The sequence below is a fragment of the Janthinobacterium sp. TPC_1 genome (genome assembly GCF_056037845.1).
On sequence record NZ_CP195157.1, the window covers coordinates 5,457,755 to 5,482,489 of the forward strand.

At 62.4% G+C, this 24,735-nt stretch carries 19 protein-coding genes and 1 pseudogene; 12 read left to right on the forward strand and 8 right to left on the reverse strand.

The window, feature by feature from the left end:
• Positions 1–135: 135 nt before the first annotated feature.
• A complete protein-coding gene (gene alaC, locus ACQVLG_RS26570) occupies positions 136–1,353 on the reverse strand; it encodes an alanine transaminase (RefSeq protein WP_230539416.1) in 1,218 nt (405 codons plus the stop codon).
• Positions 1,354–1,692: 339 nt separating this feature from the next.
• Here alaC and ACQVLG_RS26575 point away from each other — a divergent pair, with 339 nt between their 5' ends.
• Positions 1,693–2,346, forward strand: coding sequence for a pentapeptide repeat-containing protein (locus ACQVLG_RS26575; protein WP_474291768.1), 654 nt, complete (start codon positions 1,693–1,695; stop codon positions 2,344–2,346).
• Between the two features lie 164 nt (positions 2,347–2,510).
• Here the strand turns inward: ACQVLG_RS26575 and ACQVLG_RS26580 are convergent, their stop codons facing one another.
• Positions 2,511–3,725, reverse strand: a complete 1,215-nt coding sequence (locus ACQVLG_RS26580; protein ID WP_474291769.1) for an MFS transporter — start codon at positions 3,723–3,725, stop codon at positions 2,511–2,513.
• 120 nt (positions 3,726–3,845) lie between these two features.
• Between ACQVLG_RS26580 and ACQVLG_RS26585 the strand changes: the two genes are divergently transcribed.
• Positions 3,846–4,772: a LysR family transcriptional regulator gene (locus ACQVLG_RS26585; protein ID WP_474291771.1), complete on the forward strand. Its 927-nt coding sequence runs from the start codon at positions 3,846–3,848 to the stop codon at positions 4,770–4,772.
• Positions 4,773–4,969: 197 nt separating this feature from the next.
• On the opposite strand, the gene ACQVLG_RS26590 is transcribed toward ACQVLG_RS26585, so the two are convergent.
• Positions 4,970–7,237, reverse strand: a complete 2,268-nt coding sequence (locus ACQVLG_RS26590) for a carboxy terminal-processing peptidase (protein ID WP_474291772.1) — start codon at positions 7,235–7,237, stop codon at positions 4,970–4,972.
• Between the two features lie 625 nt (positions 7,238–7,862).
• Between ACQVLG_RS26590 and ACQVLG_RS26595 the strand changes: the two are divergent.
• Both ACQVLG_RS26595 and ACQVLG_RS26600 read left to right on the forward strand, forming a co-directional pair.
• Positions 7,863–9,727, forward strand: a pseudogene (locus tag ACQVLG_RS26595) (methyl-accepting chemotaxis protein).
• A gap of 63 nt (positions 9,728–9,790) precedes the next feature.
• Positions 9,791–10,072 carry a putative signal transducing protein gene (locus ACQVLG_RS26600; RefSeq protein ID WP_474291773.1) on the forward strand — a complete coding sequence of 94 codons (282 nt, stop codon included), beginning with the start codon at positions 9,791–9,793 and terminating at the stop codon, positions 10,070–10,072.
• 16 nt (positions 10,073–10,088) lie between these two features.
• Here the strand turns inward: ACQVLG_RS26600 and ACQVLG_RS26605 are convergent, their stop codons facing one another.
• Positions 10,089–10,637 (reverse strand): thymidine kinase, encoded by a 549-nt coding sequence (locus ACQVLG_RS26605; RefSeq protein ID WP_086144846.1) that lies wholly within the window; start codon positions 10,635–10,637, stop codon positions 10,089–10,091.
• Positions 10,638–10,919: 282 nt separating this feature from the next.
• On the opposite strand from ACQVLG_RS26605, the gene ACQVLG_RS26610 reads away from it, so the two are divergent.
• Both ACQVLG_RS26610 and ACQVLG_RS26615 read left to right on the forward strand, forming a co-directional pair.
• Positions 10,920–12,311 carry a pyridoxal-phosphate dependent enzyme gene (locus ACQVLG_RS26610; protein ID WP_474291774.1) on the forward strand — a complete coding sequence of 464 codons (1,392 nt, stop codon included), beginning with the start codon at positions 10,920–10,922 and terminating at the stop codon, positions 12,309–12,311.
• Positions 12,308–13,489, forward strand: a complete 1,182-nt coding sequence (locus ACQVLG_RS26615) for a trans-sulfuration enzyme family protein (protein ID WP_474291775.1) — start codon at positions 12,308–12,310, stop codon at positions 13,487–13,489. The genes ACQVLG_RS26610 and ACQVLG_RS26615 overlap by 4 nt, the downstream gene beginning before the upstream one ends.
• A gap of 12 nt (positions 13,490–13,501) precedes the next feature.
• Here the strand turns inward: ACQVLG_RS26615 and ACQVLG_RS26620 are convergent, their stop codons facing one another.
• From ACQVLG_RS26620 to ACQVLG_RS26630, 3 genes are read right to left on the reverse strand one after another with little or no spacing between them, the layout of a single operon-like run.
• A complete protein-coding gene (locus ACQVLG_RS26620; RefSeq protein ID WP_474291776.1) occupies positions 13,502–14,998 on the reverse strand; it encodes a penicillin acylase family protein in 1,497 nt (498 codons plus the stop codon).
• Positions 14,916–15,716, reverse strand: coding sequence for a penicillin acylase family protein (locus tag ACQVLG_RS26625; protein WP_474291777.1), 801 nt, complete (start codon positions 15,714–15,716; stop codon positions 14,916–14,918). The genes ACQVLG_RS26620 and ACQVLG_RS26625 overlap by 83 nt, the downstream gene beginning before the upstream one ends.
• Before the next feature lie 15 nt (positions 15,717–15,731).
• The gene (locus ACQVLG_RS26630; protein ID WP_474291778.1) at positions 15,732–16,571 is read right to left on the reverse strand and encodes a hypothetical protein; all 840 of its coding nucleotides are present in this window, start codon (positions 16,569–16,571) and stop codon (positions 15,732–15,734) included.
• 112 nt (positions 16,572–16,683) lie between these two features.
• Here ACQVLG_RS26630 and ACQVLG_RS26635 point away from each other — a divergent pair, with 112 nt between their 5' ends.
• A complete protein-coding gene (locus ACQVLG_RS26635) occupies positions 16,684–17,130 on the forward strand; it encodes a DUF2939 domain-containing protein (RefSeq protein ID WP_474291779.1) in 447 nt (148 codons plus the stop codon).
• Positions 17,131–17,245: 115 nt separating this feature from the next.
• Positions 17,246–17,758: a DUF2939 domain-containing protein gene (locus tag ACQVLG_RS26640; RefSeq protein WP_474291780.1), complete on the forward strand. Its 513-nt coding sequence runs from the start codon at positions 17,246–17,248 to the stop codon at positions 17,756–17,758.
• Between the two features lie 30 nt (positions 17,759–17,788).
• On the opposite strand, the gene ACQVLG_RS26645 is transcribed toward ACQVLG_RS26640, so the two are convergent.
• Positions 17,789–19,126 carry a polysaccharide deacetylase family protein gene (locus tag ACQVLG_RS26645; RefSeq protein WP_474291782.1) on the reverse strand — a complete coding sequence of 446 codons (1,338 nt, stop codon included), beginning with the start codon at positions 19,124–19,126 and terminating at the stop codon, positions 17,789–17,791.
• A gap of 225 nt (positions 19,127–19,351) precedes the next feature.
• On the opposite strand from ACQVLG_RS26645, the gene ACQVLG_RS26650 reads away from it, so the two are divergent.
• From ACQVLG_RS26650 to ACQVLG_RS26665, 4 genes are all read left to right on the forward strand, one after another.
• The gene (locus tag ACQVLG_RS26650; protein ID WP_010399127.1) at positions 19,352–19,564 is read left to right on the forward strand and encodes a hypothetical protein; all 213 of its coding nucleotides are present in this window, start codon (positions 19,352–19,354) and stop codon (positions 19,562–19,564) included.
• Positions 19,565–19,575: 11 nt separating this feature from the next.
• Positions 19,576–19,965 (forward strand): nuclear transport factor 2 family protein, encoded by a 390-nt coding sequence (locus ACQVLG_RS26655; RefSeq protein WP_474291783.1) that lies wholly within the window; start codon positions 19,576–19,578, stop codon positions 19,963–19,965.
• Between the two features lie 293 nt (positions 19,966–20,258).
• Positions 20,259–21,983: a methyl-accepting chemotaxis protein gene (locus ACQVLG_RS26660; RefSeq protein WP_474291784.1), complete on the forward strand. Its 1,725-nt coding sequence runs from the start codon at positions 20,259–20,261 to the stop codon at positions 21,981–21,983.
• A gap of 526 nt (positions 21,984–22,509) precedes the next feature.
• The gene (locus tag ACQVLG_RS26665) at positions 22,510–24,705 is read left to right on the forward strand and encodes a TonB-dependent receptor (protein WP_474291785.1); all 2,196 of its coding nucleotides are present in this window, start codon (positions 22,510–22,512) and stop codon (positions 24,703–24,705) included.
• The last annotated feature ends 30 nt before the right edge of the window (positions 24,706–24,735 follow it).

A 24,735-nucleotide genomic window follows, 5' to 3' on the forward strand; every position in this document is an offset into this window, starting at 1 on the left:
TCTATTTCCTTGGAGGAGATAGAGGAGACAGATGCATGATGCCGCGTCGCAGCATATAAAACCACTTTATATTCGTGATGTCAGAAATACGCAGCAGTGATATTAAGGGCAACGAAGAATTCCATGTGGCAACTTTTATGCTGCCGCTTCCGCTTTCCCGTCGCCGGAACGCAACATATTCTTGATGCCACGCAAGGCTTGCCGTACCCGCGCCTCGTTTTCGATCAGGGCGAAGCGCACGTATTCATCGCCGTACTCGCCGAAGCCGATGCCGGGCGACACGCTCACCTTGGCTTTTTGCAGCAACAGCTTGGCAAATTCCAGCGAGCCCAGGTGACGATAGGCCTCGGGGATATGCGCCCAGATATACATCGAGGCCTTCGGCTTTTCCACCATCCAGCCCGCTTCATGCAAACCTTTCACCAGCACGTCGCGGCGGCGCTGGTACTGCGCGCAGATTTCCGTCACGCAGCTCTGGTCGCCTTCCAGCGCGGCAATGGCCGCCACTTGCACCGGGGTAAAACTGCCATAGTCGTGGTAGCTCTTGATGCGCGCCAGGGCCGCCACCAGTTCCGCGTTGCCGACCATGAAACCGATGCGCCAGCCCGCCATGTTGTAGCTTTTCGACATGGTGAAAAATTCCACGGCCACGTCGCGCGCGCCGGGTACTTGCATGATGGACGGCGCCTTCCAGCCGTCGAAGGTGATGTCGGCGTAGGCCAGGTCATGGACGACTAAAATATTGTGCTGCTTCGCCAGCGCGACGACACGCTCGAAGAATTCCAGTTCCACGCATTGCGCCGTGGGGTTGGACGGGAAACCCAGCACCATCATCTTCGGTTTCGGGTAGCTTTCGCGGATGGCCCGCTCCAGTTCGGCAAAGAAATCCACGCCCGGCCCCATGCGCACGGAACGGATGTCGGCGCCCGCGATCACGGCGCCCCAGATGTGGATCGGGTAGCTGGGATTGGGTACCAGCACCGTGTCGCCACGGTCGAGCGTTGCCAGCATCAGGTGGGCCAGGCCCTCTTTCGAGCCGATGGTGACGATCGCTTCACTGTCCGGGTCGATGTCGACCTCGTAGCGCTTCTTGTACCAATGTGCAATCGCGCGGCGCAGGCGGGGAATACCCTTGGAGGCGGAATAACCATGCGTGTCGGGGCGTTTCACCGTCTCGACCAGCTTGTCCACGATGTGGGCCGGCGTGGCGCCATCGGGATTGCCCATCGACATGTCGATGATGTCCTCGCCACGGCGGCGCGCGGCCATCTTGAGTTCGGCGGTGATGTTGAAAACGTAGGGGGGAAGACGATTGATGCGCGAAAAGCTGCGCGGAGCTTGGCTGTCGGTCATGGTTATCTCTATACGTAAGCGCCCGGATCCGTCCGAGCGACGTTGGCGCAGTGGCTGCGCCTGCAACGATACTAACCCGGCTTCGCAAGAACTGGCAAGGCCGATTCGGACAAGCTACAATACGCGCTGATCGAAAATGAGCGCACCGGTTGGTAACCCGGTAAGTGCCCGGCACCGTCCGGCATGCTCCCGCCCACGCGGACCCACGGCGCTGACCCTTGGCTGTTACACCAGCCGGGGAGGTGTTCTGGTTCGTGCATTTTCCCGCCGCGCCATCCCTCCCCTGCTTTGATTAGGAATAATAAACGGATGGCAACACACGACACCGCAGTAACTGGCATGACCCTGGACCGCGCCGGCATCGAGCAGCAACTGGCCCTGCCTGTGCGCCACTTCATCGATTGCGCCTTCGACGGCGAAGACCTGTCGCGCCTCGACTTGCAGGGCTGCACCTTTGAACGCTGCACCTTTGCCGACACCAACTTGTTCGCCAGCAAACTGGCGCGCAGCACCTGGCGCCGCTGCCGCGCCGGCAGCGCCGATTTCGAATCCGTCGACGCCGTCGACGCCAGCTTCGAAGGCTGCGACCTGAACAACACGAAATGGCGGCGCGCCAAGCTGGCATCGGCCACCTACCGTGGCTGCAAGCTGACAGGCGCCTCGTTCGAGGAAGCGGCCCACCTGGGCTTGACGTTCGAAGACAGCCTGCTGGTAGGCGCCGACCTGCGCGGCTTCTCGTTCCGCAAGGCAATACTGAAACAGCTGGACTTTTCCGACGCCTACCTGGCCGGCTGCGACTTCCGCGAGGCCGTCTTCGAGGGGGGCAGCCTGCGCAACGCCACCATCAAGCTGGCGAAGTTCCAGGGCGCGGACTTGCGCGGCGCCGATATCGATGGTTTCAAGCTGAGCGAAGCATCCTTGCTGAAAGGCGCCGTCATCACGCATGCGCAGGCGGCCAACTTCATGCGCGCGCTCGATCTGGTGGTGATTTAATCTGCAAAGACAAAAAAAAAGCCCGCTATGGAAGCGGGCTGAATCTATTTCCTTGGAGGAGATAGAGGAGACAAGTGCATCTTGCGGCATCGCGGCATATCACGCCACTTTATCTTCATGATGATAGAAATATCCATCAGTGATAATGAGGCCCCATCAGGGTTTCAAGCCGTGCGGCGCGTGGCCAGCGGTAAAAATTCGCCCAGCCACACCAGCAGGGCCAGGCCCGGAAACGCCATGCCGGTCAACAATGTTGCTTGCCAGCCATAGCTGGCATATACCCAGGCGCCGACGGCCGAGCCGGCCGCGCCGCCGGCAAAGAACAGCGCGAAATACAGGCCGTTCAGGCGGCCTCGCACTTCCGCGCCCAGGCTGAAGATGGCGCGCTGGCCCAGCACAAGATTCGCCGCCACGCCCATGTCGAGCACGATGGACGCGACCACCAGCAAGCCCAGCGCCACGTGTTTCGATTCCGGCGCCAGCATCGGCAAGGCAAACGCGGCGATGCCCAGCGCCAGCGCGGCGGCCGTGGCCGGCAAGGTGTGGCCCGCATCGGCCAGACGGCCGGCGATAGGCGAAGCGACGGCGCCCGCCATGCCCACCAGGGCAAAGATGGCAATGCCCGTTTGCGACAGGCCGAACGCGGGGCTGGCCAGCACCAGCGGCGTGACGGTCCAGAACAGGCTGAAAGCGCCAAACAGGCCCGCGTGATAGGCGGCGCGGCGGCGCAGCACGGGCGTGCCCAGCAGCAAGTGCCACAATGACGCCATCAGGGCAGGATATTTCATGCTGGACACGGGCTGACGCATGGGCAAGGCGCGGCGCAGCACCAGCGCCAGCAGCACCATCAGCACAGCGGCGCCGCCAAACACCACGTGCCAGCTGGCGTGCGCGGCCACCAGCGAGGCCACGGGGCGGGCCAGCATGATGCCCAGCAGCAAGCCGCTGACCACCTTGCCCACCGTTTGCCCCCGCGTCGCTTCCTGCGACAGGTGGGCGGCAAACGGCACGATCACTTGCGCCGCCACGGAACCGAGGCCAATGGCCAGCGCGGCAGCGAGAAAGACGATGGCGCCCGTGGAGAGGGCCGCCGCCACCAGAGCCGTGGCCGTCACCAGCAAGGCCGTGACGATCAGGCGGCGGTTTTCCAGCAAATCGCCCAGTGGCACGACAAACAGCAGGCCCAGGGTATAGCCGACTTGCGTCAGGGTAACGATCAGCCCGGCCGCCTTGGCCGACAAGCCCGTCGAGGCGCTGATGGGCCCGACGAGGGTTTGCGCGTAGTACAGATTGGCGACGATCAGGCCGGAAGCGATGGCCAGCAGCAGCACCATGGCGGGTGAAATATCGTGGGGAGCGGAAGATGAGGCCTTGTTCATGTTGTTTCCTCGGTTCGATAGGGATGTCGCCATTCTAGGCAAAACTATGGCAAAGATAATCAGGGCATAATCCACTTATACTTTTCACATAAAATGAACAATGAGAATGGAAGCTATCCTATGGACAAGATCAAGGCCATGCAGACCTTCGTGCGCATCGTCGAAGCCAACAGTTTTTCGAAGGCGGCCGAAACCTTGAATTTGCCCCGTGCCGCGCTGACGGCCACCCTGCAAAAGCTGGAAGCCTACCTGGGCACGCAATTGCTGCAACGAACCACGCGCCGCTTGTCGCTGACGCCGGAAGGGGCAGATTACTTTCGCCATTGCATTGATATTTTGAAAGCCGTCGATACGGCGGAACTGGCGTTTCGCGGCCCCGACGCGACAAAGCCGCGCGGCTTGCTGCGCATCAATCTACCCAATACGGTGGGACGGCGCCTGATCATCCCCCATATCGCGCAATTCCACGCCGCCTGGCCGGACGTGCAATTGCAGCTGAGCCTGACGGACCGCCTGGTCGACCTGACGCAGGAAGGCATCGATTGCGCCTTGCGCGTGGGCACCTTGCAAGATTCCGCCTTCATCGGCAAGCAGATCGGCCTGATGCGCTTCGTCACGTGCGCCGCGCCCGCCTACCTGGCGCGGCACGGCACGCCGCACACCCTGGCCGACCTGGCCGCGCACCAGGGCATCATGCATTACTCGGGCCGCACGGGCCGCGCCTTCGACTGGGATTTCCTGCAAGGTAAAGAGGTGGTGCGCGTGCAGATGGCCGGCCCCATCGCCGTCAACGACGCGGACGCCAGCGTCGCTTGCGCGCTGCAGGGGCTGGGACTGGCGCAGGCAGCCGTGTACCAGGTGCGCCAGCACCTCGACAGCGGCGCGCTGGTCGCCGTGCTGGCCGACCACCCGCCCACGCCGATGCCCATGTCGCTGCTGACGCCGCAAGGCCGCCTGGCCACGCCCAAGCTGCAGGCGTTTGCCGGCTGGATCACGGCACTGCTGGCGGAAAATACGGATGTGCAGGCGTCCACGCACAGAATCTGAGGCAAAAAAAAGCCCGCTGCGAGAGCGGGCTGAATCTATTTTCTTGGAGGAGAATAGAGGAGACAAGTGCATTATGCTGCATCGCGGCATATCAATCCAATTGATTGTTGGAATGATAGAAATACGCAAAACAGATAACTGATCAGGGCAAAAAAAACCGGCTCCGCAAGGAACCGGTTTTTACTGCGTAAAAAACCTTACTTCGCTGCCGCCACCGGCGTCGCCTTCACATCGGCGGCATATGGCAAGACCTTCGATGCCAGACGGGTATCGGCCTTGATCAGCGCCACTTCGTCGGCCAGGATGCGCGCCGCTTCGTTCAGCAGCACGTCCTTGGCGCTCTTGGCGGCCGTTTCGGCGTCCAGCTCGGCGCTCAGCGCGCGCTCGTCGCCCTGCAAGCCATCGTCGGTGCGCAAGGCGCCCTTCACGGCGGCGATCTGCTTGGCCGTCTTGCTGGCCGCTTTCGCGCCCTTCAGCACGTCTTTCGGATCGGGAATCACCACCAGGTCGTCGGCCGGATTCGAAATTTGCGCGATCAGGCGTTTTTCACGGGCCTTGGCGCGCGCTTCCTGGGCATCGCGCTCCTTGCGGCGCACGGTTTCATTGAGCGAAATCTGGTTTTCCTTGCGCTGCTTGACGACGAGAGCGATGTCATCGAGCAAGTACTGGAAATCCTTGTCCTTGGCCACGCGCGCTTCATGCTTCTTGTCCAGCAACGGCACGATATCCTTCAGGTCGCCCGTCGGTATGTACGGCGCCGGCTTGATGGCCACCCATGGCAAGGCATTGTCATAGCTCGATTCACCGAAGTTTTCCGTGTCCGACATGGCCGGCAGCTTGATGTCGGGGGTGACGCCGCGCAACTGCGTGGTGCCGCCGTTGATGCGGAAGAACTGGGCGATGGTCATTTTCAGCTCGCCGAAACGGGCTTTCTCGCTGCCGCCGAAACGGTCGAGGTTAAACAGCGTCTGCACGGTGCCCTTGCCGAAGCTGCCTTCGCCGATGATGACGCCACGGCCATAATCTTGCACGGCGGCGGCGAAAATTTCGGAAGCGGAAGCGGAGCCGCGGTTGATCAGCACGCCCATCGGGCCATCCCAGGCCAGGCCGGCATTGGTATCGCTTTCCACGTCGACCTTGCCTTCGGCATTGCGCTGCATCACGACCGGGCCCTTGTCGATGAACAGGCCCGTCAGTTCGACGGCTTCGTTCAGCGAACCGCCGCCGTTGTTGCGCAAGTCGATCAGGACGTTGTCGACCTTGTCCTTCTTCAGCTCGGCCAGCAAACGGCTGACGTCGCGCGTCGCGCTTTTAAAATCCTTGTCGCCGCGGCGGCGCGCTTCGAAGTCCTGGTAGAAAGTCGGCAGGGAAATGACGCCGATACGGCGCTTGACGCCGTTGTCGCGCACTTCGATGACTGATTTCTTCGCCGCCTGCTCTTCCATGCTGATTTTCTTGCGCACCAGCGGCAAGACCACGTGCTTGGCGTCCGGGCCGGCGTCGGCAGGCAGGATGTCGAGGCGCACGACGGAATCCTTGGCGCCACGGATCAGCTGCACCACGTCGTCGATGCGCATGCCCAGCACTTCGGTGATGGGGCCGCTTTCGCCCTGCCCCACGCCGACGATGCGGTCGCCCACTTTCAGCTTGCCCGACAAGCCGGCCGGGCTGCCCGGCACGACTTCGCGCACCACCGTGTATTCGTCGCGCGTCTGCAGCACGGCGCCGATGCCTTCGAGCGACAGCCGCATGGCGATGTCGAAGTTGTCCGAAGCGCGCGGGCCCAGGTAATTGGTGTGCGGTTCGATCGACATGGCGTAGGCGTTCATGAAGATCTGGAACACGTCTTCGCTGTTGAGCTTGCGCGAACGGGTCGTGTAGCTTTCATAGCGCTTGTCCAGCGTCTCGCGGATGGCCTTGTCTTCCTTGCCCGCCAGTTTCAGGCGCAGCCAGTCGTTCTTGACGCGCTTGCGCCACAGGTCGCGCACTTCCTCGTCATTCTTCGGCCAGGCGGCCTTTTCGCGGTCGAGCTGGTAGCTCTCGTCGGCGGTAAAGTCGAACTTGGTTTTGAGCAATTCACGCGCATATGCCATGCGCTCGTCGAAGCGTTGCTGGTACAGGTTGTAGATGGCGAACGGCGCCGTCAGGTCTTCGTTGACGATGGCGTCGTCCAGCTTGGTGCGCAAGGGGGCGAAGCGGTCGATGTCGGCTTGCACGAAGAACAGTTTCTCCGCGTCCAGGGATTTGAAATAGCGGTCAAAGATTTTCTCGGACATGGCGTCGTCGAGGGGCATGGCCTTGTAATGGACGCGCGTCAGGACGCGCGATGCCCACAAGGCGGCCTGCGTTTGCTGGGCCAGCGGCTTCATGGTGAGCGGAGGAGCGGCGCTCTTGTCCGTCTGGGCTGCGCCAGCGTGGGCTGACAGGGCAAGCACCAGGGTGACCAGCATCATTTGCTTCTTCATCGGCTTCTCCGAAAATTAGTTGAATCAATTCCAGGCGGCGCAGCTATTCATGCGCCAGCCAGCAAGACAGTAAGGGGAATACACGACTGGTCTGCATATTATTCTACAGGATACGGCCTGGCAGGCTCCCATGGAAGATCAGTTTCTTCCTGGAAGCTTAAACGCGGATTAAAGGCTGCGTCTCATTCATTACAAACTGAAACATTCGTGACAAAAATCGCATCGTTCGCCAGCAACAAATAACAAAAAGCCGAATGGAACACAAAAAGTCAATAGGCTAAAGCGGCAAGTCTTGATCTGGATGATGTTTTTATGCGAAAAAAATGATTCCTGCGGGAAACACTTAGTAACAAATGGCAAGCAACATGCTATCATCGCGCCCTGAAATCCAGCTTGCCTGCGCGCGGTTCCAAAGCCGGCGCGCCTCCGTTTCAACAGCATTCCCCACCAGATCCCCTCCCCGCGTGTCATGTCATGACCAGGAATGGCCGAGCTGATTACCCTTTGCCAGACTCACACTATGCCTACAATTTCGTTCTCCCCCCGCCACTGGAGTGTCGGCGGCAAGATTACCGTCTTCACGTTTGCCCTGGTCAGCCTGATCCTGGCCAGCCTGACTGCCTTGATGAGTATCAACACCTCGCGCGTGCTGGAACAGCGGGCCGAAGCGGCCGTCACCAGCGAACTCAATAGCGTCATGACGACCACGGAAGTGTTTCATACCGCCATGGTCAACGAGGCGGCCAGCTTCGCGCGCCTGTTCGCGGCCGAATTCCCCGGCCCGTTCACGGTCGACACGGGCGCCATGGTAGCCGTGGCCGGCAAGGCCACGCCGGCCCTGGCCAATGGCGGCAAGGTGCTCAACCTCGACACGGCCGTGGTCGACCGCTACACGGCGCAGACGGGCGTGATCGCCACCATCTTTGCCGCCAACGGCGATGAATTCGTGCGCATCAGCACGTCGCTGAAAAAGCAGGATGGCGAACGGGCCATCGGCACCCAGCTCGACCACAACCACCCCAGCTATGCTCCCCTGCGCGCGGGCCAGCGTTTCGTCGGCATGGCAACCTTGTTTGGCAAGCAATACATCACGCAGTACGACCCCGTGCGCGATGCGGCTGGCAAGGTGGTAGGCGTGCTGTTCATCGGCCTCGATATCAGCAAGAATCTGGCCATGTTGAAAGACAAGATTCGCCAGGTCAAGATCGGCCAGACGGGCTACATCTATATCCTCGATACGGCGCCCGGCGCCAATTACGGCCACATGGTGCTGCACCCGAACAGCGAAGGCAAGAGCGCGCTCGAGTTCAAGGCCAGCGACGGCCGCCTGTTCATCCAGGAAATGCTGGCGCAGAAAGACGGCGCCATGCGCTACACGTGGACGGCACCCGGCGAAACGGCTGCCAGCGCGCGCGAAAAGCAGCTGTACTACCGTCAATTCAAGGATTGGCAATGGATCATCGCAGGCGGCACGTTCACGGACGAAATCACCCTGGAGGCGCGCCAGCTGCGCAACCAGTTGGCCATTTCCGGCTTCATCGCCCTGCTCGTCTTCGCCCTGCTGCTGTACTGGCTGGTGCGCACCCTCGTCTCGCGCCCGCTGGCCGCCGCCGAAACGGCCGCTGCGCAAATTGCCGCCGGCGACCTGACGGTGCACCTCGATACCAGCAGCCTGGACGAAATCGGCCGCCTGCTGCGCGCCATGAACCGCATCAGCGACAACCTGTCGCAAGTGGTCGGCAAGGTGCGCGGCAGCGCCGGCAAATCGCCACGGCGTCCGGTGAAATCGCCAGCGGCAACCTGGATTTGTCGAGCCGGACGGAACAGCAAGCCAGTTCACTGGAAGAAACGGCCGCCTCGATGGAGGAACTCAGTTCCACCGTGCGCCAGAACGTCGATCACGCGCAGCAGGCAAGCCGGCTGGCGCACGACTCGGCCAGCCTGGCAGCCGAAGGCGGCGCGGCCGTGGCGCAGGTGGCCAGCACCATGGACGCCATCCGCAGCTCGTCGGGCAAGATCGCCGACATCATCGGCGTCATCGACGGCATCGCCTTCCAGACCAACATCCTGGCCTTGAACGCGGCCGTGGAAGCGGCCCGGGCCGGCGAACAGGGACGCGGCTTCGCCGTCGTCGCCACCGAGGTGCGCACCCTGGCGCAGCGCTCGACGGCCGCCGCGAAAGACATCAAGGATCTGATCCAGGCATCGGCCGGCACGGTGGACCTGGGCCACGCGCAAGTGAGCCAGGCCAGCGCCACCATGGACACGGTGGTGGCCAGCGTGCAGCAAGTGAGCACCATCATGGCGGAAATCGCGCAGGCGAGCGACGAGCAGCGCAGCGGCATCGAGCAAGTCAACCAGGCCATCGCCCAGATGGACCAGGTAACCCAGCAGAACGCGGCCCTGGTGGAAGAAGCGGCCGCGGCCGCCGACGCCTTGCAGGAGCAGGCGCAGGAGCTGAACCAGGTGGTGGGCGTGTTCAAGCTGTAATTCAAACGACAAACAACAGCCTGGTGCTAAGATGGGGATGAATCCACCTTGCCAGGAGACACGATGCACGACGACTATGTTTTAATTGCCCGGCTGTTGATCCCCACGGATGCGCACGTCATCCGCGGCTGCCTGGCAGCGGCCGGCATCGACGTGCTGCTGACGGACGACCAGCACATGCAGGCCGACATGCTGCTGGCAGCCGCCATCGGCGGCGCCCGCGTCATGGTGCGCGAACACGACGTGGCGCGCGCCAATGAAATCCTCGAAATCCTCGCCGCCTTCGAGCGGGGCGATCTGGCGCTGGCGGATGATGCGGACGTGGGAATGCCCGCCGCCGAATAACGAATAACGAATAAGCTTACGAGTAGAAACAGCGCCCGCAAGCCTGGCGGTAACTCTCGTTGCCGCCTATGCTGATCTGCTCGCCTTCCTTGATGCGGCGGCCCTGTTCGTCCACGCGGATGTTCATCGTGGCCTTCTTGCCGCACGTACAAATATTCTTCAACTCTTCGATATCGTCGGCCAGCGCCAGCAGATAGGCCGAGCCGGGGAACGGTTCGCCCTTGAAATCCGTGCGCAAGCCGTAGCAGATGACGGGCACGCCCTTCACTTGCGCCAGCTGGTGCAATTGTTGCACTTGTGCCGTGCTGAGGAATTGCGCTTCATCAACCAGCAGGCACGCCACCTGAGGAATATCGGTGAGGAAATTCGTGTCGGCATGGAAGATATCGACCTGGCGCTGCGGACCCAGGCGCGAAGTGACCCGGCCCACGCCGTAGCGGCTGTCGATGGCGGCCGTGTACAGGCGCACCTGCTGGCCCTGCTCTTCGTAGTTGTGCGCGACCTGCAACAAGGCCGTCGACTTGCCCGCGTTCATCGCGGAATACCGGAAATAAAGTTTTGCCACTGCCGCCTGCCCTGTCTGGTTGATTTTCAATACTATTTTCGAGGCGTGATTATAAATCGCCTTGCCGGCATTGCGGCAGCTTAATACATGCGCCGACAGCGCGGCATGACGCAAAAAAACGGCGCATACTGGGACGATGCAAGCCTCTCCCCATATGCAAATGCCGTATATGCAAGCATTAAAACATTCGTTCGCCGCACTCGTCCCCCCGCCTACACTGCGCGGCACGGAAGGCGGCTCGGGACACGATCCTGAGCGGCTGTTTCTCTGACAGGAGCCACCATGAATGATCGAATGCCATCCCCCTCCCAGCCGCCAGCGCTATACAAGCTGATCGGCAACACCCCGCTGGTCGAAGTCACCAGGCTCGACACGGGCCTGTGCCAGCTGTTCCTGAAACTGGAATCGCAAAATCCCGGCGGTTCCATCAAGGACCGCATCGGCCTGTCCATCATCGAGGCGGCAGAAGCCGACGGCAGCCTGCAGCCGGGCGGCACCATCGTCGAGGCCACGGCCGGCAATACCGGCATCGGCCTGGCCCTGGTGGGCCGCATCAAGGGCTACCGCGTGATTCTCGTCGTGCCCGACAAGATGTCGACGGAAAAAGTGCTGCATCTGAAGGCGCTGGGCGCCGAAGTCCACACCACGCGCTCGGACGTGGGCAAGGGCCATCCCGAGTACTACCAGGATTACGCGGCGCGCCTGGCGCGCGAACTGCCGGGCGCCTTCTTTGCCGACCAGTTCAACAATCCCGCCAACCCGCTGGCCCACGAAACGACGACGGCGCCCGAAATCTGGGAGCAAAGCGGGCATGACGTCGACGCCATCGTCGTCGGCGTCGGTTCGTCCGGCACCCTGACGGGCCTGACGCGCTACTTCCGCAAGGCGCAGCCGAAGCTGGAATTCGTGCTGGCCGACCCGCAAGGCTCCATCCTCACGGAATACATCGACACGGGCAAAGTCAGCGACACGAGCGGCTCGTGGGCCGTCGAAGGCATCGGCGAAGACTTTATCCCGTCGATTGCCGACATGGACAGCGTCACCAAAGCCTACACCATCACGGACCAGGAAAGTTTCGATTCGGCGCGCGCCCTCTTGCGCGCCGAAGGCATCCTGGGCGGCTCGTCCACGGGCACCCTGCTGGCCGCCGCCCTCAAATACTGCCGCGAACAGACTAGCCCGAAGCGCGTCGTCACGTTCGTCTGCGACACGGGGACGCGCTATTTATCTAAAGTCTACAACGATGGCTGGATGCGCGACCAGGGTCTGTTGCAGCGCGCGCTCTCGGGCGACTTGCGCGACCTGATCGGGCGCCGCTACGACGAGGGCGACGTGGTCAGCGTGGCGCCCGGCGACACCCTGCTCACGGCCTTCAACCGCATGCGTGCCAGCGACCTGGCACAGCTGCCCGTCATCGACGGCGGCCAGCTGGTCGGCATTATCGACGAATCGGACTTGCTGCTGCATGTGTCGAGCGACGCCGCGCATTTCGCGGGTCTGGTGGGCGCCACCATGACGACGCAGATCGAAACGCTGGCGCCGTCGAGCGGCTTTCCCGCCCTGCGCGCCACCCTGGACCGGGGCTTGACGGCCGTCGTCGCCGACGAAAGTGCGTTTTACGGCCTGATCACCCGCTTCGACCTTCTCAACCACTTACGCAGGACACTATCTTGAACCAGGAAACCACCCGCAAGAGCCATCTGGCCACGCGTGTCATCCACGCCGGCCAGTCGCCCGACCCGTCGACGGGCGCCATCATGCCGCCCATTTACGCCACCTCCACCTTCGTGCAAGAGAGTCCCGGCGTGCACAAGGGCCTCGATTACGGCCGCTCGCACAATCCCACGCGCTGGGCGCTCGAACGCTGCGTGGCCGACCTGGAAGGCGGCAGCGCGGCCTTCGCGTTTGCCTCGGGCCTGGCCGCCATCTCGTCCGTGCTGGAATTGCTGGATGCGGGCAGCCACATCGTTGCCGGCGACGACATGTACGGCGGCACGTATCGACTGTTTGAAAGAGTGCGCCGCCGCTCGGCCGGCCACGAATTCACGTATGTCGACCTGACGAATCCGGAAAACCTGCTGGCCGCGCTGCGCCCCGAGACGAAAATGGTATGGGTCGAAACGCCGACCAACCCGATGCTGAAACTGGCCGATTTGCGCGCGATTGCCGACATCTGCCGCGAACGGGGCATCATCGCCGTGGCCGACAACACCTTCGCCAGCCCGCTGGTGCAGCGCCCTCTGGAACATGGTTTCGACATCGTCGTGCACTCGACCACCAAGTATTTGAACGGCCACTCGGACATCATCGGCGGCATCGCCATCGTGGGCGCGGAAGAACGCCAGGCCGAATGGCGCGAGCAGCTGGGCTTTTTGCAAAACTCCGTGGGGGCGATCGCAGGGCCATTCGACAGCTTTCTGGCCTTGCGCGGCGTGAAAACCCTGGCCATCCGCATGCAGCGCCATTGCGCAAGCGCCCTGGCGCTGGCGCAGTGGCTGGAACAGCAAAAGGAAGTCAAACAGGTGTTTTATCCGGGCCTGGCGTCGCACCCGCAGCACGCGCTGGCGCAGCGCCAGATGGATGGTTTCGGCGGCATCATTTCCATCGACCTCGACACGGACCTGGCGGGTGCGCGCCGCTTCCTGGAGCGCTGCGAAGTATTCGCCCTGGCAGAAAGCCTGGGCGGCGTGGAAAGCCTGATCGAACACCCTGCCCTGATGACGCATGCCAGCATCCCTGCCGAACAGCGGGCAACACTGGGGATCGGCGATGGCTTGATCCGGCTGTCGGTGGGGATCGAGGATATCGAGGATTTGCGCCATGACTTGCGCACGGCGCTCGACGCGATTTGATCGGCCCGGCGGCTATTTTCCCGGGTGGTAGCGGCGCTCCAGGTGCCGTTCTACCTGTTCCGGATAAAACAGCACCTCCTTGAACTCGCCCCGCGCATACATGGCCGCCTGGTCCTGGAAATGCGGTGACTTCGGATCGCCGCTCTGGCCGCCCGCGAGGATGCTTTTCGCCCTGATGCGGGGGCCGAATTCCACGGCCGCCACGAAGCTGTTGCCACGTTCGCCGTAGATGCGCTTCGTGCGGCTCTTGCTGCTCTGGCCATACGCGGCCAGCGCGCCCCAGTTGCCCGACGCGTAAGGCACGGGCAAGCTGGGCTGCGCATCGTCAAACGGCTGCACGATGTCGCCCGTCAGGCGCTGGAAGCGGTTGATCTCGCCCCACGGCGTTTGCCAGTTGCCGAAATCGCGCTGCAGTTTATCGGCCGCCGTCGCCAGCGCCGCCAGGCGCTGTTCGCCATGCACCTTGTCCGTCGCCATGAAGTCGACCACGGGCACGCCCTGCTCCCTCGCCTGCTTGCCCGCCAGTTCGGCCAGTTCCTGGCCCCAGAACACGGCCAGGGAGGTGGCGGTGGACGTCAGCGAATAGCGCCAGTCCCAGGCCCGCAGCAAGGCGATCTTGTCGGCCAGCGCCAGCCTTTGCGCGCCGCCCGCCGGCAGCGCATCGTAGGCGGCGAACAGCGGCGGCAGCAGCGCTTCGAACGCCGTCAGTTCGCTGTCGTAGGAGGCGGCGATCAGGCTGTCGAGCGTGAACCCTGTTTTATTCTGAAAAACCTTGACGGCATGCAGGCCGCGCGCGTTTTCGCCGTAGACCGACATGTAGGCGGGATAGTCCTGCTGGCGCGGGCTGTGGACCCCGGCCGCCGAATACGGCCAGTTGTTCGTGTTCTTGATCCAGCCATTCTTCGGATTGAACAGGGTGATGGTTTGCGCCACCGTGTGCAGCCCTTTCCATTCCGTGGCCGGGTCGCTGCCGTCGACGGGCTGCTTCCAGTTGAAGCGCGGGTCGCGCACGGGGATGAAATTGCCGTGAAAATAGGCGATATTGCCGTCCGCGTCCGCATACACGGTGTTGTTCGACGAATTCGTGCGCAATTCCATGGTCTTGTAAAACGCCGCATAATCGCGCGCCTTGGTGCGCGTGTACGACTGCATGAGCGCCTTCAAGGGTTCATTCATCAGCCGTACTGCCACCCATTTACCATCCTGCGCGCGCACGATGGGGCCGTGGTGGCTGTAATAGACGGTGATGGTTTTCGAACCCATGGCGCCGTTCGCCAGCTTGTACGGCACGGTAAGCGGCATGGCTTTCAAGGGGCGCAGCCCGCCGTCATAGCGGTAGAACCAGGCACCGTCCCGGTCGACGATGCTTTCCAGGTATTCGTCGATCACGTCGCCGCCGCCCGAGGTATGCATCCAGCCCAGGCGTTCATTGAAGCCCTGGTAGACGAAGAACTGGCCCCAGGTGACGGCGCCGTAGGCGTTCAGGCCTTCGCCGCTGGTGACCTGCACTTCGGGACGGGAAGTAGAACGAGGTGTGCGGGTTGATCATCAGCAGCGCATGGCCATTTTTCGTGATGGCGGGCGCGATGGCGAAGCCGTTCGAGCCGCTGGGCTCCGGCTCCAGACCTGACGCCAACCCGGTTTCCACGCTGGCCAGCGCCACAGGCGCGGTTTGCTGGCCATAAAACGCTTCGAGCTGCGCCAGGTTGACGGATTCGATATCGCCGCCGATGCTGCCCTCGCTGAAACTGAGGGCCATCCACGGTTCGAAACGCGCGATCAGCCTGGGTTTCACCTGCGGATGCGTGGCCAGGTAAAAATTCAGGCCGTCGGCAAACGCATCCATCAACTTGCGCAGCCACGGCGGGCTGGCGCGGTACTGCGCCTGCAGCTCAAGCGGATCGATGAAGAGCTTCATGCGCAGGTCGCGGTACAGTTCCCGCTCGCCCTCCACTTCCGCCAGCCGCCCCATGGCATTGATATAGTTCAATTCCACGCGGGGAAAATCGTCCTCGGCCTGCGCATACATCAGGCCGAAGACGGCATCGGCATCCGTCTTGCCCGTCACGTGGGGAATGCCCCAGGTGTCGCGCGCGATGCTGACGTTGGCGGCCTGCGCCTGCCAACGGGCCACGTCCGTGGCAGAAACGGCGGGCGCCGCCAGCGCGGGAGCACTGGCAACGATGCCGCAGGCGATGGCGGCGAACAGGGCACGGCGAACTGGCATGCACTACTCCAATCGTCAGGATGCGTCGATGAGGGTTGCAATCCGCTGGTTAAGTTCCACATTTTCTGCCTGCAGCTGCGCCACCTTCTGTTTCAAACTGGCGATCTCGCCGCGCAGGCGCTCCGCTTCGGACGGCGCCTGGGCCGCGTTTTCCGCCCATGGCTCGTTGCCCGTTTCCGGCGTGTCCTGCGAAACGTGAGGCGCTTTCGGCTCGCGCGGCGTGCGCGTGGCGGCGCGCTGTTCGCGGATTTCCTTGGCCGCCTGGCGCAGCAGTTTCTTGCCGCCGGCGACGGCCGCCACCTGTTCTTCCGGCGGCAGCGACGCCACGGTGGCCGCCGCATTGATGGAGATCGTGCCTGAACGGACGGCTTCCACCAGTTCCGGCGAGGCCGCTTTCTGGATCTTCTCGATCTGGCTGATCTGGTTGCTGCTCAATCTGGCCGCCTTGGCCACTTCCTCGCGCGTGCTCATTGGCGGTTTCGGCGCGTTTTCGCCATCGGGCGCATCCTGGGCGCTGACGGGCGCCGGGCTGCGCGCGGCGACGATTTCCTTCTTGCGCAAGGCCAGCACGCCGCGCTGGAAGTCCGACACGCTGCGGCGCGCCAGGTGATTGTCGATCATCCACAGCATGACGTCGTCGAGCGAACTAAAACTGGTGTTCTGGATGGTCTTGAATTCGATGCCGTGCTGGCGGCAGATGGCGTAGCGGTTATGCCCGTCGATCAGCACGTCGTTCCACAGCACCAGCGCGTCGCGGCAGCCTTCGGCCAGCAGGCTGCGCTCGAGCGCCGCGTACTCGCTGGCGGTGAGCGGATCGATGTACGACTGCAGCACCTGATTGATAGTGATATTCATGGTTGTCCTCAATATTGCGGCGCGATGGTCCGCGCCGGCACGAATGCTACACCATCCGCCGTGCCTGGCCGGGTAAAATCACGGCGGCACAGCTCATACAAAAACACGGACCATGAAAAGAAAGTACGCCACCGCGATCATTTTTAGCGTCGCCGCCATCGGCTTCACCTGGGTCAGCCCCTACATCGCCATGTACCGCATCAGCATCGCGGCGAAATCCGTGCGCCTGGAAAACCTGGCGCAGCAGGCCGACCTGCCCGCCATCCGCGCCAGCGTGGCGCGCCAGCTGCGCGCGGGCGGCGAAACGGCCAATGACGATGATTTCAAGGAAATGCTCGACACCATCGTCTCGCCGCCCGGCATCACGGTGCTGATCCTGCACGGCAAGCAGGGAGCGGACGGCAAGCGCCACGACTTCGGCATGGCGTACCGTTCGTGGAATGAAGTGGTGCTGCGGCGCAGCGGCGCCGGCCCCGCCGCCAGCCAGTTTTTGCTGCGCCGGCATGGCATCTGGGACTGGAAACTGACGGACATTATCTTGCCGCCGGAATTACTTTAAAGAAACTTGATCTAAAACAACACTTACCTAAACCGCTATGTTGATTTTGGGAAATATTATGTAGAATGCCAACACTTCAGGCGCACCGGGTCGCCAGGCATCCGAGAGATTGCAGATGAAAAGAATGATGCTTCTCGCTGTAGTGGCACTGGTCGCGCTGGCCGGCGTCTTCTATGGCAGCCCGTATTTCACCATGAACAAGATCCGCGCGGCCACCATGGACGAGGATACGCAGGCGCTGGCTGCGCAGATCGACCTGGCCCAGCTGCGCGGCAGCCTGGGGCAGCAACTGCACACCCTGTTCTCGGCGCCGGAAGTGGCCGACGACATCAGCCCCGACGTCATCGACCCTTTGCTCGATACCATGCTGATGCCCGAAGGCATCGTCGCCTTGATGAAGCTCAATGACCGCTACGAAAAGCCCATCGCCAAGGTCAGCGACATCAGCGGCCGCAAGCGCAATACCAAGCCCGACTATAAACTGCGCTACACCTCGTGGAACAGCGTCGTGGTGCAGCGCGCCCACAGCAAAAGCCACATCGGCGAGCTGACCCTGGCGCGCGACGGCCTGTGGCGCTGGAAGCTGGTATCGGTCGCCCTGCCCAAGAACTTGCTGGCCGACGCGTAAGGCGCGGGGCAGGCCTTGCTCCCGGGGCGATCAGCGCCGGTCCGTCACCCTGCCCGTCGTATCGGCAAACCAGCGGCTATGCGACACCACTTGCAGCGCGCCGGCCGCCACCTGCCCCGCCAGCCAGGCCAGCAACTCATCGATAACGGCATACGAAGTCTGATACGTCGACTCGGGCGTCCTGACGATATCGTGGCCGTTGACAAACACAAAGCTGCCGTCGGCCGCCGCCGCCTCGATGGCCGCTTGCACTTGCGCAAAGGTGACGTCGTTCGTCAGGCTCACGGCAGCCGTGTTCAGGATGAAAGCGGCCTTGTCCTTGCCGGTGAAAAATACCTGGTCAAAGCCGCTCTCCGCCGTATAGCCGGCGGCGCGGGCCGACAGGAAGCCGGCGGCGCGCATGGCATCAATGGCCGTATCGGTCCACAGCGATTCGACCCAGGCATGGTGCGATGGCCCATCGCCGCCGATGCCGACCGTGCGCATCTGGTCGCGGCCCACCTGCAGCGCCGTCACATAGTTGGCGGAACCCTGCACCACAACATTGTCGTGCACGCTCTGGTGCAGGATGAAGTCGAACAGGCGCGACGGGTCGTCGAAGCGCAGCTTCATGCGTTCTGCCGACATGTAATCGGGCGTATCCAGCAGGGACGTGACGATAGCAAACGAGGCGGGCAAGCCATAGTACTTCAGCCGCTCCATCAGATACGTATCCCAGGAAGCGAAGCCGTCGTCAAAGGACAGGATCACGGTGGGCATTTTACGCTTCGGCAATGCCGCAAACATGCCCAGCCAGATCGTTTCCGGCTGCGTGGTGGCTGCCGACAGCTGCACCGTAAATTTGCCGCGCGACAGGGTCGCTGCCGTCGGCACGCCTTCGCAATCAAGCGGCGCGTCCAGCTTGGGCACCCACCACTCGTTGTCGATGAACATCACCGTGTCCGCGCCGGCCGAGCCGCCGTAATGCAAGGCATTCAGGGCGCCATACCAGTAATTACTCCATTCGCTATCGCCCAGGTAAATCATGCCGCCGATCTGCATGATGGCGGCATTGGTCGAGCGCAAGGCAAAGGAAAAGCGCCGCAAGTCCCAGCCGAAGGGAATGCGCGGCTGGCCTTTGCCCTCGGCGCCCGAGGTGCCCACGCGCACGACCGTACCGGCAGGCAACCCTGCCGGCAAATCCACGCGCAGGGACGGATAACCGTCCTTGAACGACATGGCGGCATCGAGCGACACCGTGCAGCCTGGCGACACGTCGCTGTCCCAGAAGGACAGGTCGTGCGTGGGCATGAATTCCAGCGGCGTCTGGGTGACCGGCGGCGGAGGCATGGAAAAGCGGGGCGATGCGTCGTGATACTGGCTGGACATGGTACGGCTTTCAAAAGGACTGCGCGCGGCGTCCGGCGGAACCAACGCGGCACGGCAGAAAAGGATCAATAAACATTGCTGGCCAGGTTGCTTCGCCCGGATTGCTTGTCAACTATATCACTTTATTGCCATTATGCAAATTAACAATGGCGGCCGGCCATCACGGCAGCGCCCAAGGCTGCGCGCCACTGCTATCATCAGGCTTTGATTTCCATCGGAGGCTCCATGTCAGACCTGGTACAACACGCACTGGCCCACGCAGGCAAACCGGCCACCACGCCCTGGGTGGTGACCTTGATCAGCGGTGAAAAACTTACCGGCCCGATTTCCCCGCTCAGCGACGGCTGCTACGCCATCGGCCTAGGACAAATCAAGTATTTTTCCAGCGACAAGGTCGCCTGCCTGAATGTATCGGGCGCGGGCGCGTTTCCCATCTGATGACCTCGGCAATGGCCAACGCGCAGGATAATACGCAGGACAGCCTGGCAGCGCACCTGCAGGCGCTGGAAGCGGCGCTGCAAAGCCAGGCGGTGCGCGCCGACAGCGCCAGGCTGGCGGCCCTGCTGGCCGACGAGTTCGTCGAATTCGGCAGCTCGGGCAATCTCTGGACGCGTGCGGCAACCCTGGCGGACTTGCCAGCAGAAGACTTTTGCCCACGCAGCATCCACGATTTTCAAGCCCGCTTGCTGGCCGACGATGTTGCGCTGGTTACCTACCGCTCGCTGCGGCACGCCTGCGGCGCCCTGCCCGCCAGCGCCAGCTTGCGCAGTTCGCTGTGGAAATGGCGCGACGGCCGCTGGCAAATGCTTTTCCACCAGGGCACGCCTGTTCCCGGCTGATCCCCCTCCAGACGCTTTCCGGGCCGCTCAAGCAGCGCCCGGAGCAGCATCCATCCATGCCGAAAAGTTGTTTTTTGGCACGCAAAATCTCGTTGATTTAATGAATTTTCTGTGTCACAATGATTTTAATAAATAAAACAAATAAATTATTGAAATCGATTTTTAAGTAAAACGATCCTCACACCACGAATCCGTGTTCTGGATAGAGAAGCACTGCGTAGGTACGGCCCGCTTGCCACCTGCCCACGCAAGCCCCCTTTCTAATCGTCAACACGTATCTTGGGAGAGACATCATGGATAAATTCACCGTTCGCACCCAGCTCACTCTGGCTTTCGGCCTGCTGGTCTTTTTCCTCATCGGCATATCGATCCTGTCCGTACGGAACCTTTCCAACTTCAACGCCAGTTTTGACCAGTATGTCAACGGCATCACCGCCCGCGCCAATACGGCGCACCGCGTGCGTGACGCGATCGACATGCGTGCCGTGGCGGCCAGGAACCTCGTGCTCGTCACCAAGCCGGAAGACCTGGAGATCGAACGCAAACACGTCTTGCAGGCCCACGCCGATGTCGTCAAGAACATGCAGCATCTGCTGCAGCTGGCACAGCAGCCCCAGGTATCGGACGATGTGCGCGGCGTCATCAACAAGATCGACGGCATCGAAAAACGCTATGCCCCCGTGGCACTGGCCATCGTGGACCTGGCGCTGCAAAAGAAAAACGAACAAGCCATTGCCAAGATGAACGAGGAATGCCGTCCGTTGCTGGCCGCCCTCGTTGCCGCCAGCGATGAGTATTTCGCCCTGACGGACCAGCGTTCCGCCCTCATCCTGCAGCAAGATAACGAAGAATACATTCTCAACAGAAATATCCTCATCGGCGCCAGCTTGCTCTCCATCGTGCTGGCGGCCCTGGCGGGCTGGCTCATCACGCGCAGCCTGCTCAAGGCGCTGGGCGCCGAACCGAAGCAGCTGTGCGACGCCGTCAGCCTGCTGGCCGCTGGGGACCTGACAGGCAAGCTTATCGTTGCGCCAAACGATACGGCCAGCGTGCTGTCGGCCCTGCAGCGCATGCAAGTGTCGCTGACCTCGGTAGTCTCGTCCGTGCGCCAGGATTCCGACACGGTTGCCCTTGCCGCCGCGGAAATTTCTACCGGCAACAGCGACCTGTCGCTGCGCACGGAACAACAAGCCAGTTCACTGGAAGAAACCGCTTCCTCGATGGAAGAACTCACCAGCACCGTGCGCAAGAATGCGGAAAATGCCCGCGAAGCCAATCTGCTGGCCACGACCGCATCGGACGTCGCCAGCAAGGGCGGCGCCGTGGTGGGGCAAGTGATGGGCACCATGGACCTGATCAGCGAATCGTCGCGCAAGATTGTCGACATCATCAGCGTCATCGACGGCATCGCCTTCCAGACCAACATCCTGGCCCTGAATGCCGCCGTGGAAGCGGCGCGTGCCGGCGAACAGGGCCGCGGCTTCGCCGTCGTGGCGACCGAAGTGCGCGGCCTGGCGCAGCGCAGCGCCAGCGCGGCCAAGGAAATCAAGACCCTGATCGACGACTCCGTCAGCCGCGTCGACGCGGGCGCCAGGCTGGCGGCACAGGCGGGCACGACTATGTCGGAAGTGGTCGCCAGTGTCGCCCGCGTCAGCAACATCATCGCTGACATCACGATGGCCAGCCAGGAACAGTCCACCGGGATCGAGCAGATCAATCAGGCGGTGGCGCAGATGGACAGCGTCACGCAGCAAAACGCCTCGCTGGTGGAAGAAGCGGCGGCGGCGGCCGAATCGCTGCGCGACCAGGCCAGCCACCTGGTGCAAACCGTGAGCATCTTCAAGACGCACGACGGCCAGGTCGCGGCACCCGCCCCAGCGCCAGTGCGCGCCAGCCACAAACCGCTGCGCCTGGTACCGGCACCCGCCAGCAGCCCCGTGAAGCGCCAGGCCGCGCCCGCGAAACAGCGCGCGGTGCAGGCGGAAGCCGTGACGGCCGGCGACTGGGAAGAGTTTTAATTGAACAGATCGGGCATGCGGCCACGCATGCCCCGCGTCACACGCACAGGGGGAGAGCCACAGCGGGTCTCCCCCTGTCGCGTTGCAACAACAAGCCCTCACAGCAAAAATCCGCGGCAACTGTTGTATTTCCTGCGTTCCGAGCCCGGCACTACGACAGAATGCACGCGGGTTTTTTGCGCGGCCGCAGGAAACCCCATCACCATGTCCTGCTCCATTTGCGCCCGCGCAGGCCTGCCGGCACTCCACTATGCGCCCGCCCGATATTGACGACAAATACGATTTTATTCACGTATTGAGTCGAAACGCATATAAATAGTCTTGCCTGGAAAATGGCATGAATACCAAAACTTTCCGTGCTAGCATGATTTTTCGTCTAGCGGACTTGCGCCTGCCTGGACCTTTCGAACAACCTTGACCGACAGGAGCCGTTTCATGATGACACCGCATGCCAGCACACACGCCAGCACCATACGCCACACCCTGATAGCTGTGGCAATCGCTGCCGCCTTTCCCCTGCAGGCATTTGGCGCAGGACAGCGTCCCGCCGCCGGCCGCACCAGCGGCGCAGGCCGGCCCTGGCCAGCTGGAAACGGTGATCGTAACGGCCCAGCGGCGCGCGGAAAACATCAAGGACGTACCCATGTCCATCGCCACCCTGAAGGGCGACAAGCTCGACACCCTGACGGCCGGCGGCGCCGACATCCGCTTCCTCAACAGCCGCTCGCCCAGCGTGTCCGTCGAATCGGATTACGGCCGCACCTTCCCCCGCTTCTACATTCGCGGCCTGGGCAATACCGACTTCGACCTGAACGCCTCGCAGCCGGTGGGCCTGGTGATGGATGATGTGGTGCAGGAAAACGCCATGTTGAAAGGTTTTCCCGTGTTTGACGTCGATCAGGTCGAAGTGCTGCGCGGCCCGCAAGGCACCCTGTTCGGCCGCAACTCGCCGGCCGGCGTGATCAAGTTCGATTCCGCCAAGCCCGTCTTCAAGACGGAAGGCTACCTGAGCGGCGGTTTCGGCAAGGATGGCATGAAAAACCTGGAAGGCGCCTACAACGTGCCCGTCAGCGACACGGTCGCCCTGCGCTTTTCCGGCCAGACGCAGCGCCGCGACGACCGCGTGCACAACCCGCGCCCCACCGGCACGCGCGACTTCGAAGGCTATGAAGACAGCGCTGCCCGCCTGCAGGTGCTGGTCAAGCCCACGCGCGACTTCACGGCCCTGTTCAACGTGCATGCGCGCAATCTCGACGGCACGGCCACCCTGTTCCGCGCCAATATCCTGAAGCAGGGCACCAACGACCTGGTCGACGGCTTTGATTATGACAACTACCCCACCGACGGCATCAACCGCCAGCACCTGAAAACCAAGGGCGGCAGCATGCGCCTGAAATGGGACTTGCCCGGCGTCACCCTGCATTCGATCACCGGCTACGAAAAACTCGATTTCTACAGCCGCGCCGACGTCGACGGCGGCTATGGCGCCGTGTACGCGCCGCCGATGGGCCCCGGCTTCATTCCTTTCGTCGTGGAAACGGCCGACGCGATCCCCAACCACAAGCAGATTTCGCAGGAATTCCGCGCCGAATCGTCTGCCCGCGGCCCGCTGCAATGGATAGGCGGCCTGTTCTACTTCAAGGAAGACATCCAGATCGACAGCTTCGGCTTCAACAGCCTGGCGCCCGGCAACCCACAAAGCCCGAATTACGCCACGCAAAACCAGAGCTCGAAGTCGTACGCGGCGTTCGGCTCGCTCAACTACACGGTCTCGGACGCCCTGAAACTGCGCGCCGGCCTGCGCTACACGAGCGACAAGAAGGATTTCTCGGCCAAGCGCGTGGAAGCGACCACGGCCGGTCCCTTCGACTTGCACGACACCTCGCACAACGTCAGCTGGGACTTGAGCGGCACCTATGTGCTCACGCCGGCAACGAATGCCTACGCGCGCATCGCCACCGGCTACCGCGCGCCGTCGATGCAGGGCCGCCTGAACGGCCTGGCCGACCGCCCCTCGTTTGCCGGCGCCGAGAAAGCGCTGTCCGTCGAGGCGGGCATCAAGCAAGACCTGTTCGACAAGCGCGCGCGCCTGAGCCTGGCCGTGTTCCAGTACCGCGTGAAGGACAAGCAGCTGACGGCCGGCAGCGGCGCCGTCAACATGAACCAGCTGATCAACGCCGACAAGGCCACGGGCCGCGGTGTGGAGCTGGACTTCCAGGCGAACCTCAGCGACTCGCTCAGCATGACCCTGGGCGGCAGCTACAACCACACGGAAATCCAGGACAAGAAGCTGTTCGTGCAAAGCTGCGGCAACGCGCAAAACAACCCAGCCAGCGGCTGCACCGTCACCGACCCGCAGGGCCCGTTCAAAGGCACGGCCTACATCGACGGCAACCCGTTGCCGCGCGCGCCGGAATGGCAAACCAACTTCACCCTGAAATACAGCATTCCCCTCGCCAACGGCGAGTTCTACGCCTACACGGACTGGGCCTACCGCACCAGCTACAACTTCTTCCTGTATGAAGCGAAGGAATACAAGGCCAAGGAACTGCTGGAAGGCGGCTTGCGCGTCGGCTACAAATGGGACAAATACGAACTCTCCGCGTACGGCCGCAACATCACCAACCAGATCCAGTCGCTGGGCGCAATCGATTTCGACAACCTGACGGGCATCATCAACGAACCGCGCACGTATGGGGTGCAGTTCAAGGCGGTGTTTTGATAGGTAAACGCTGGCGAATACCAAGCAACG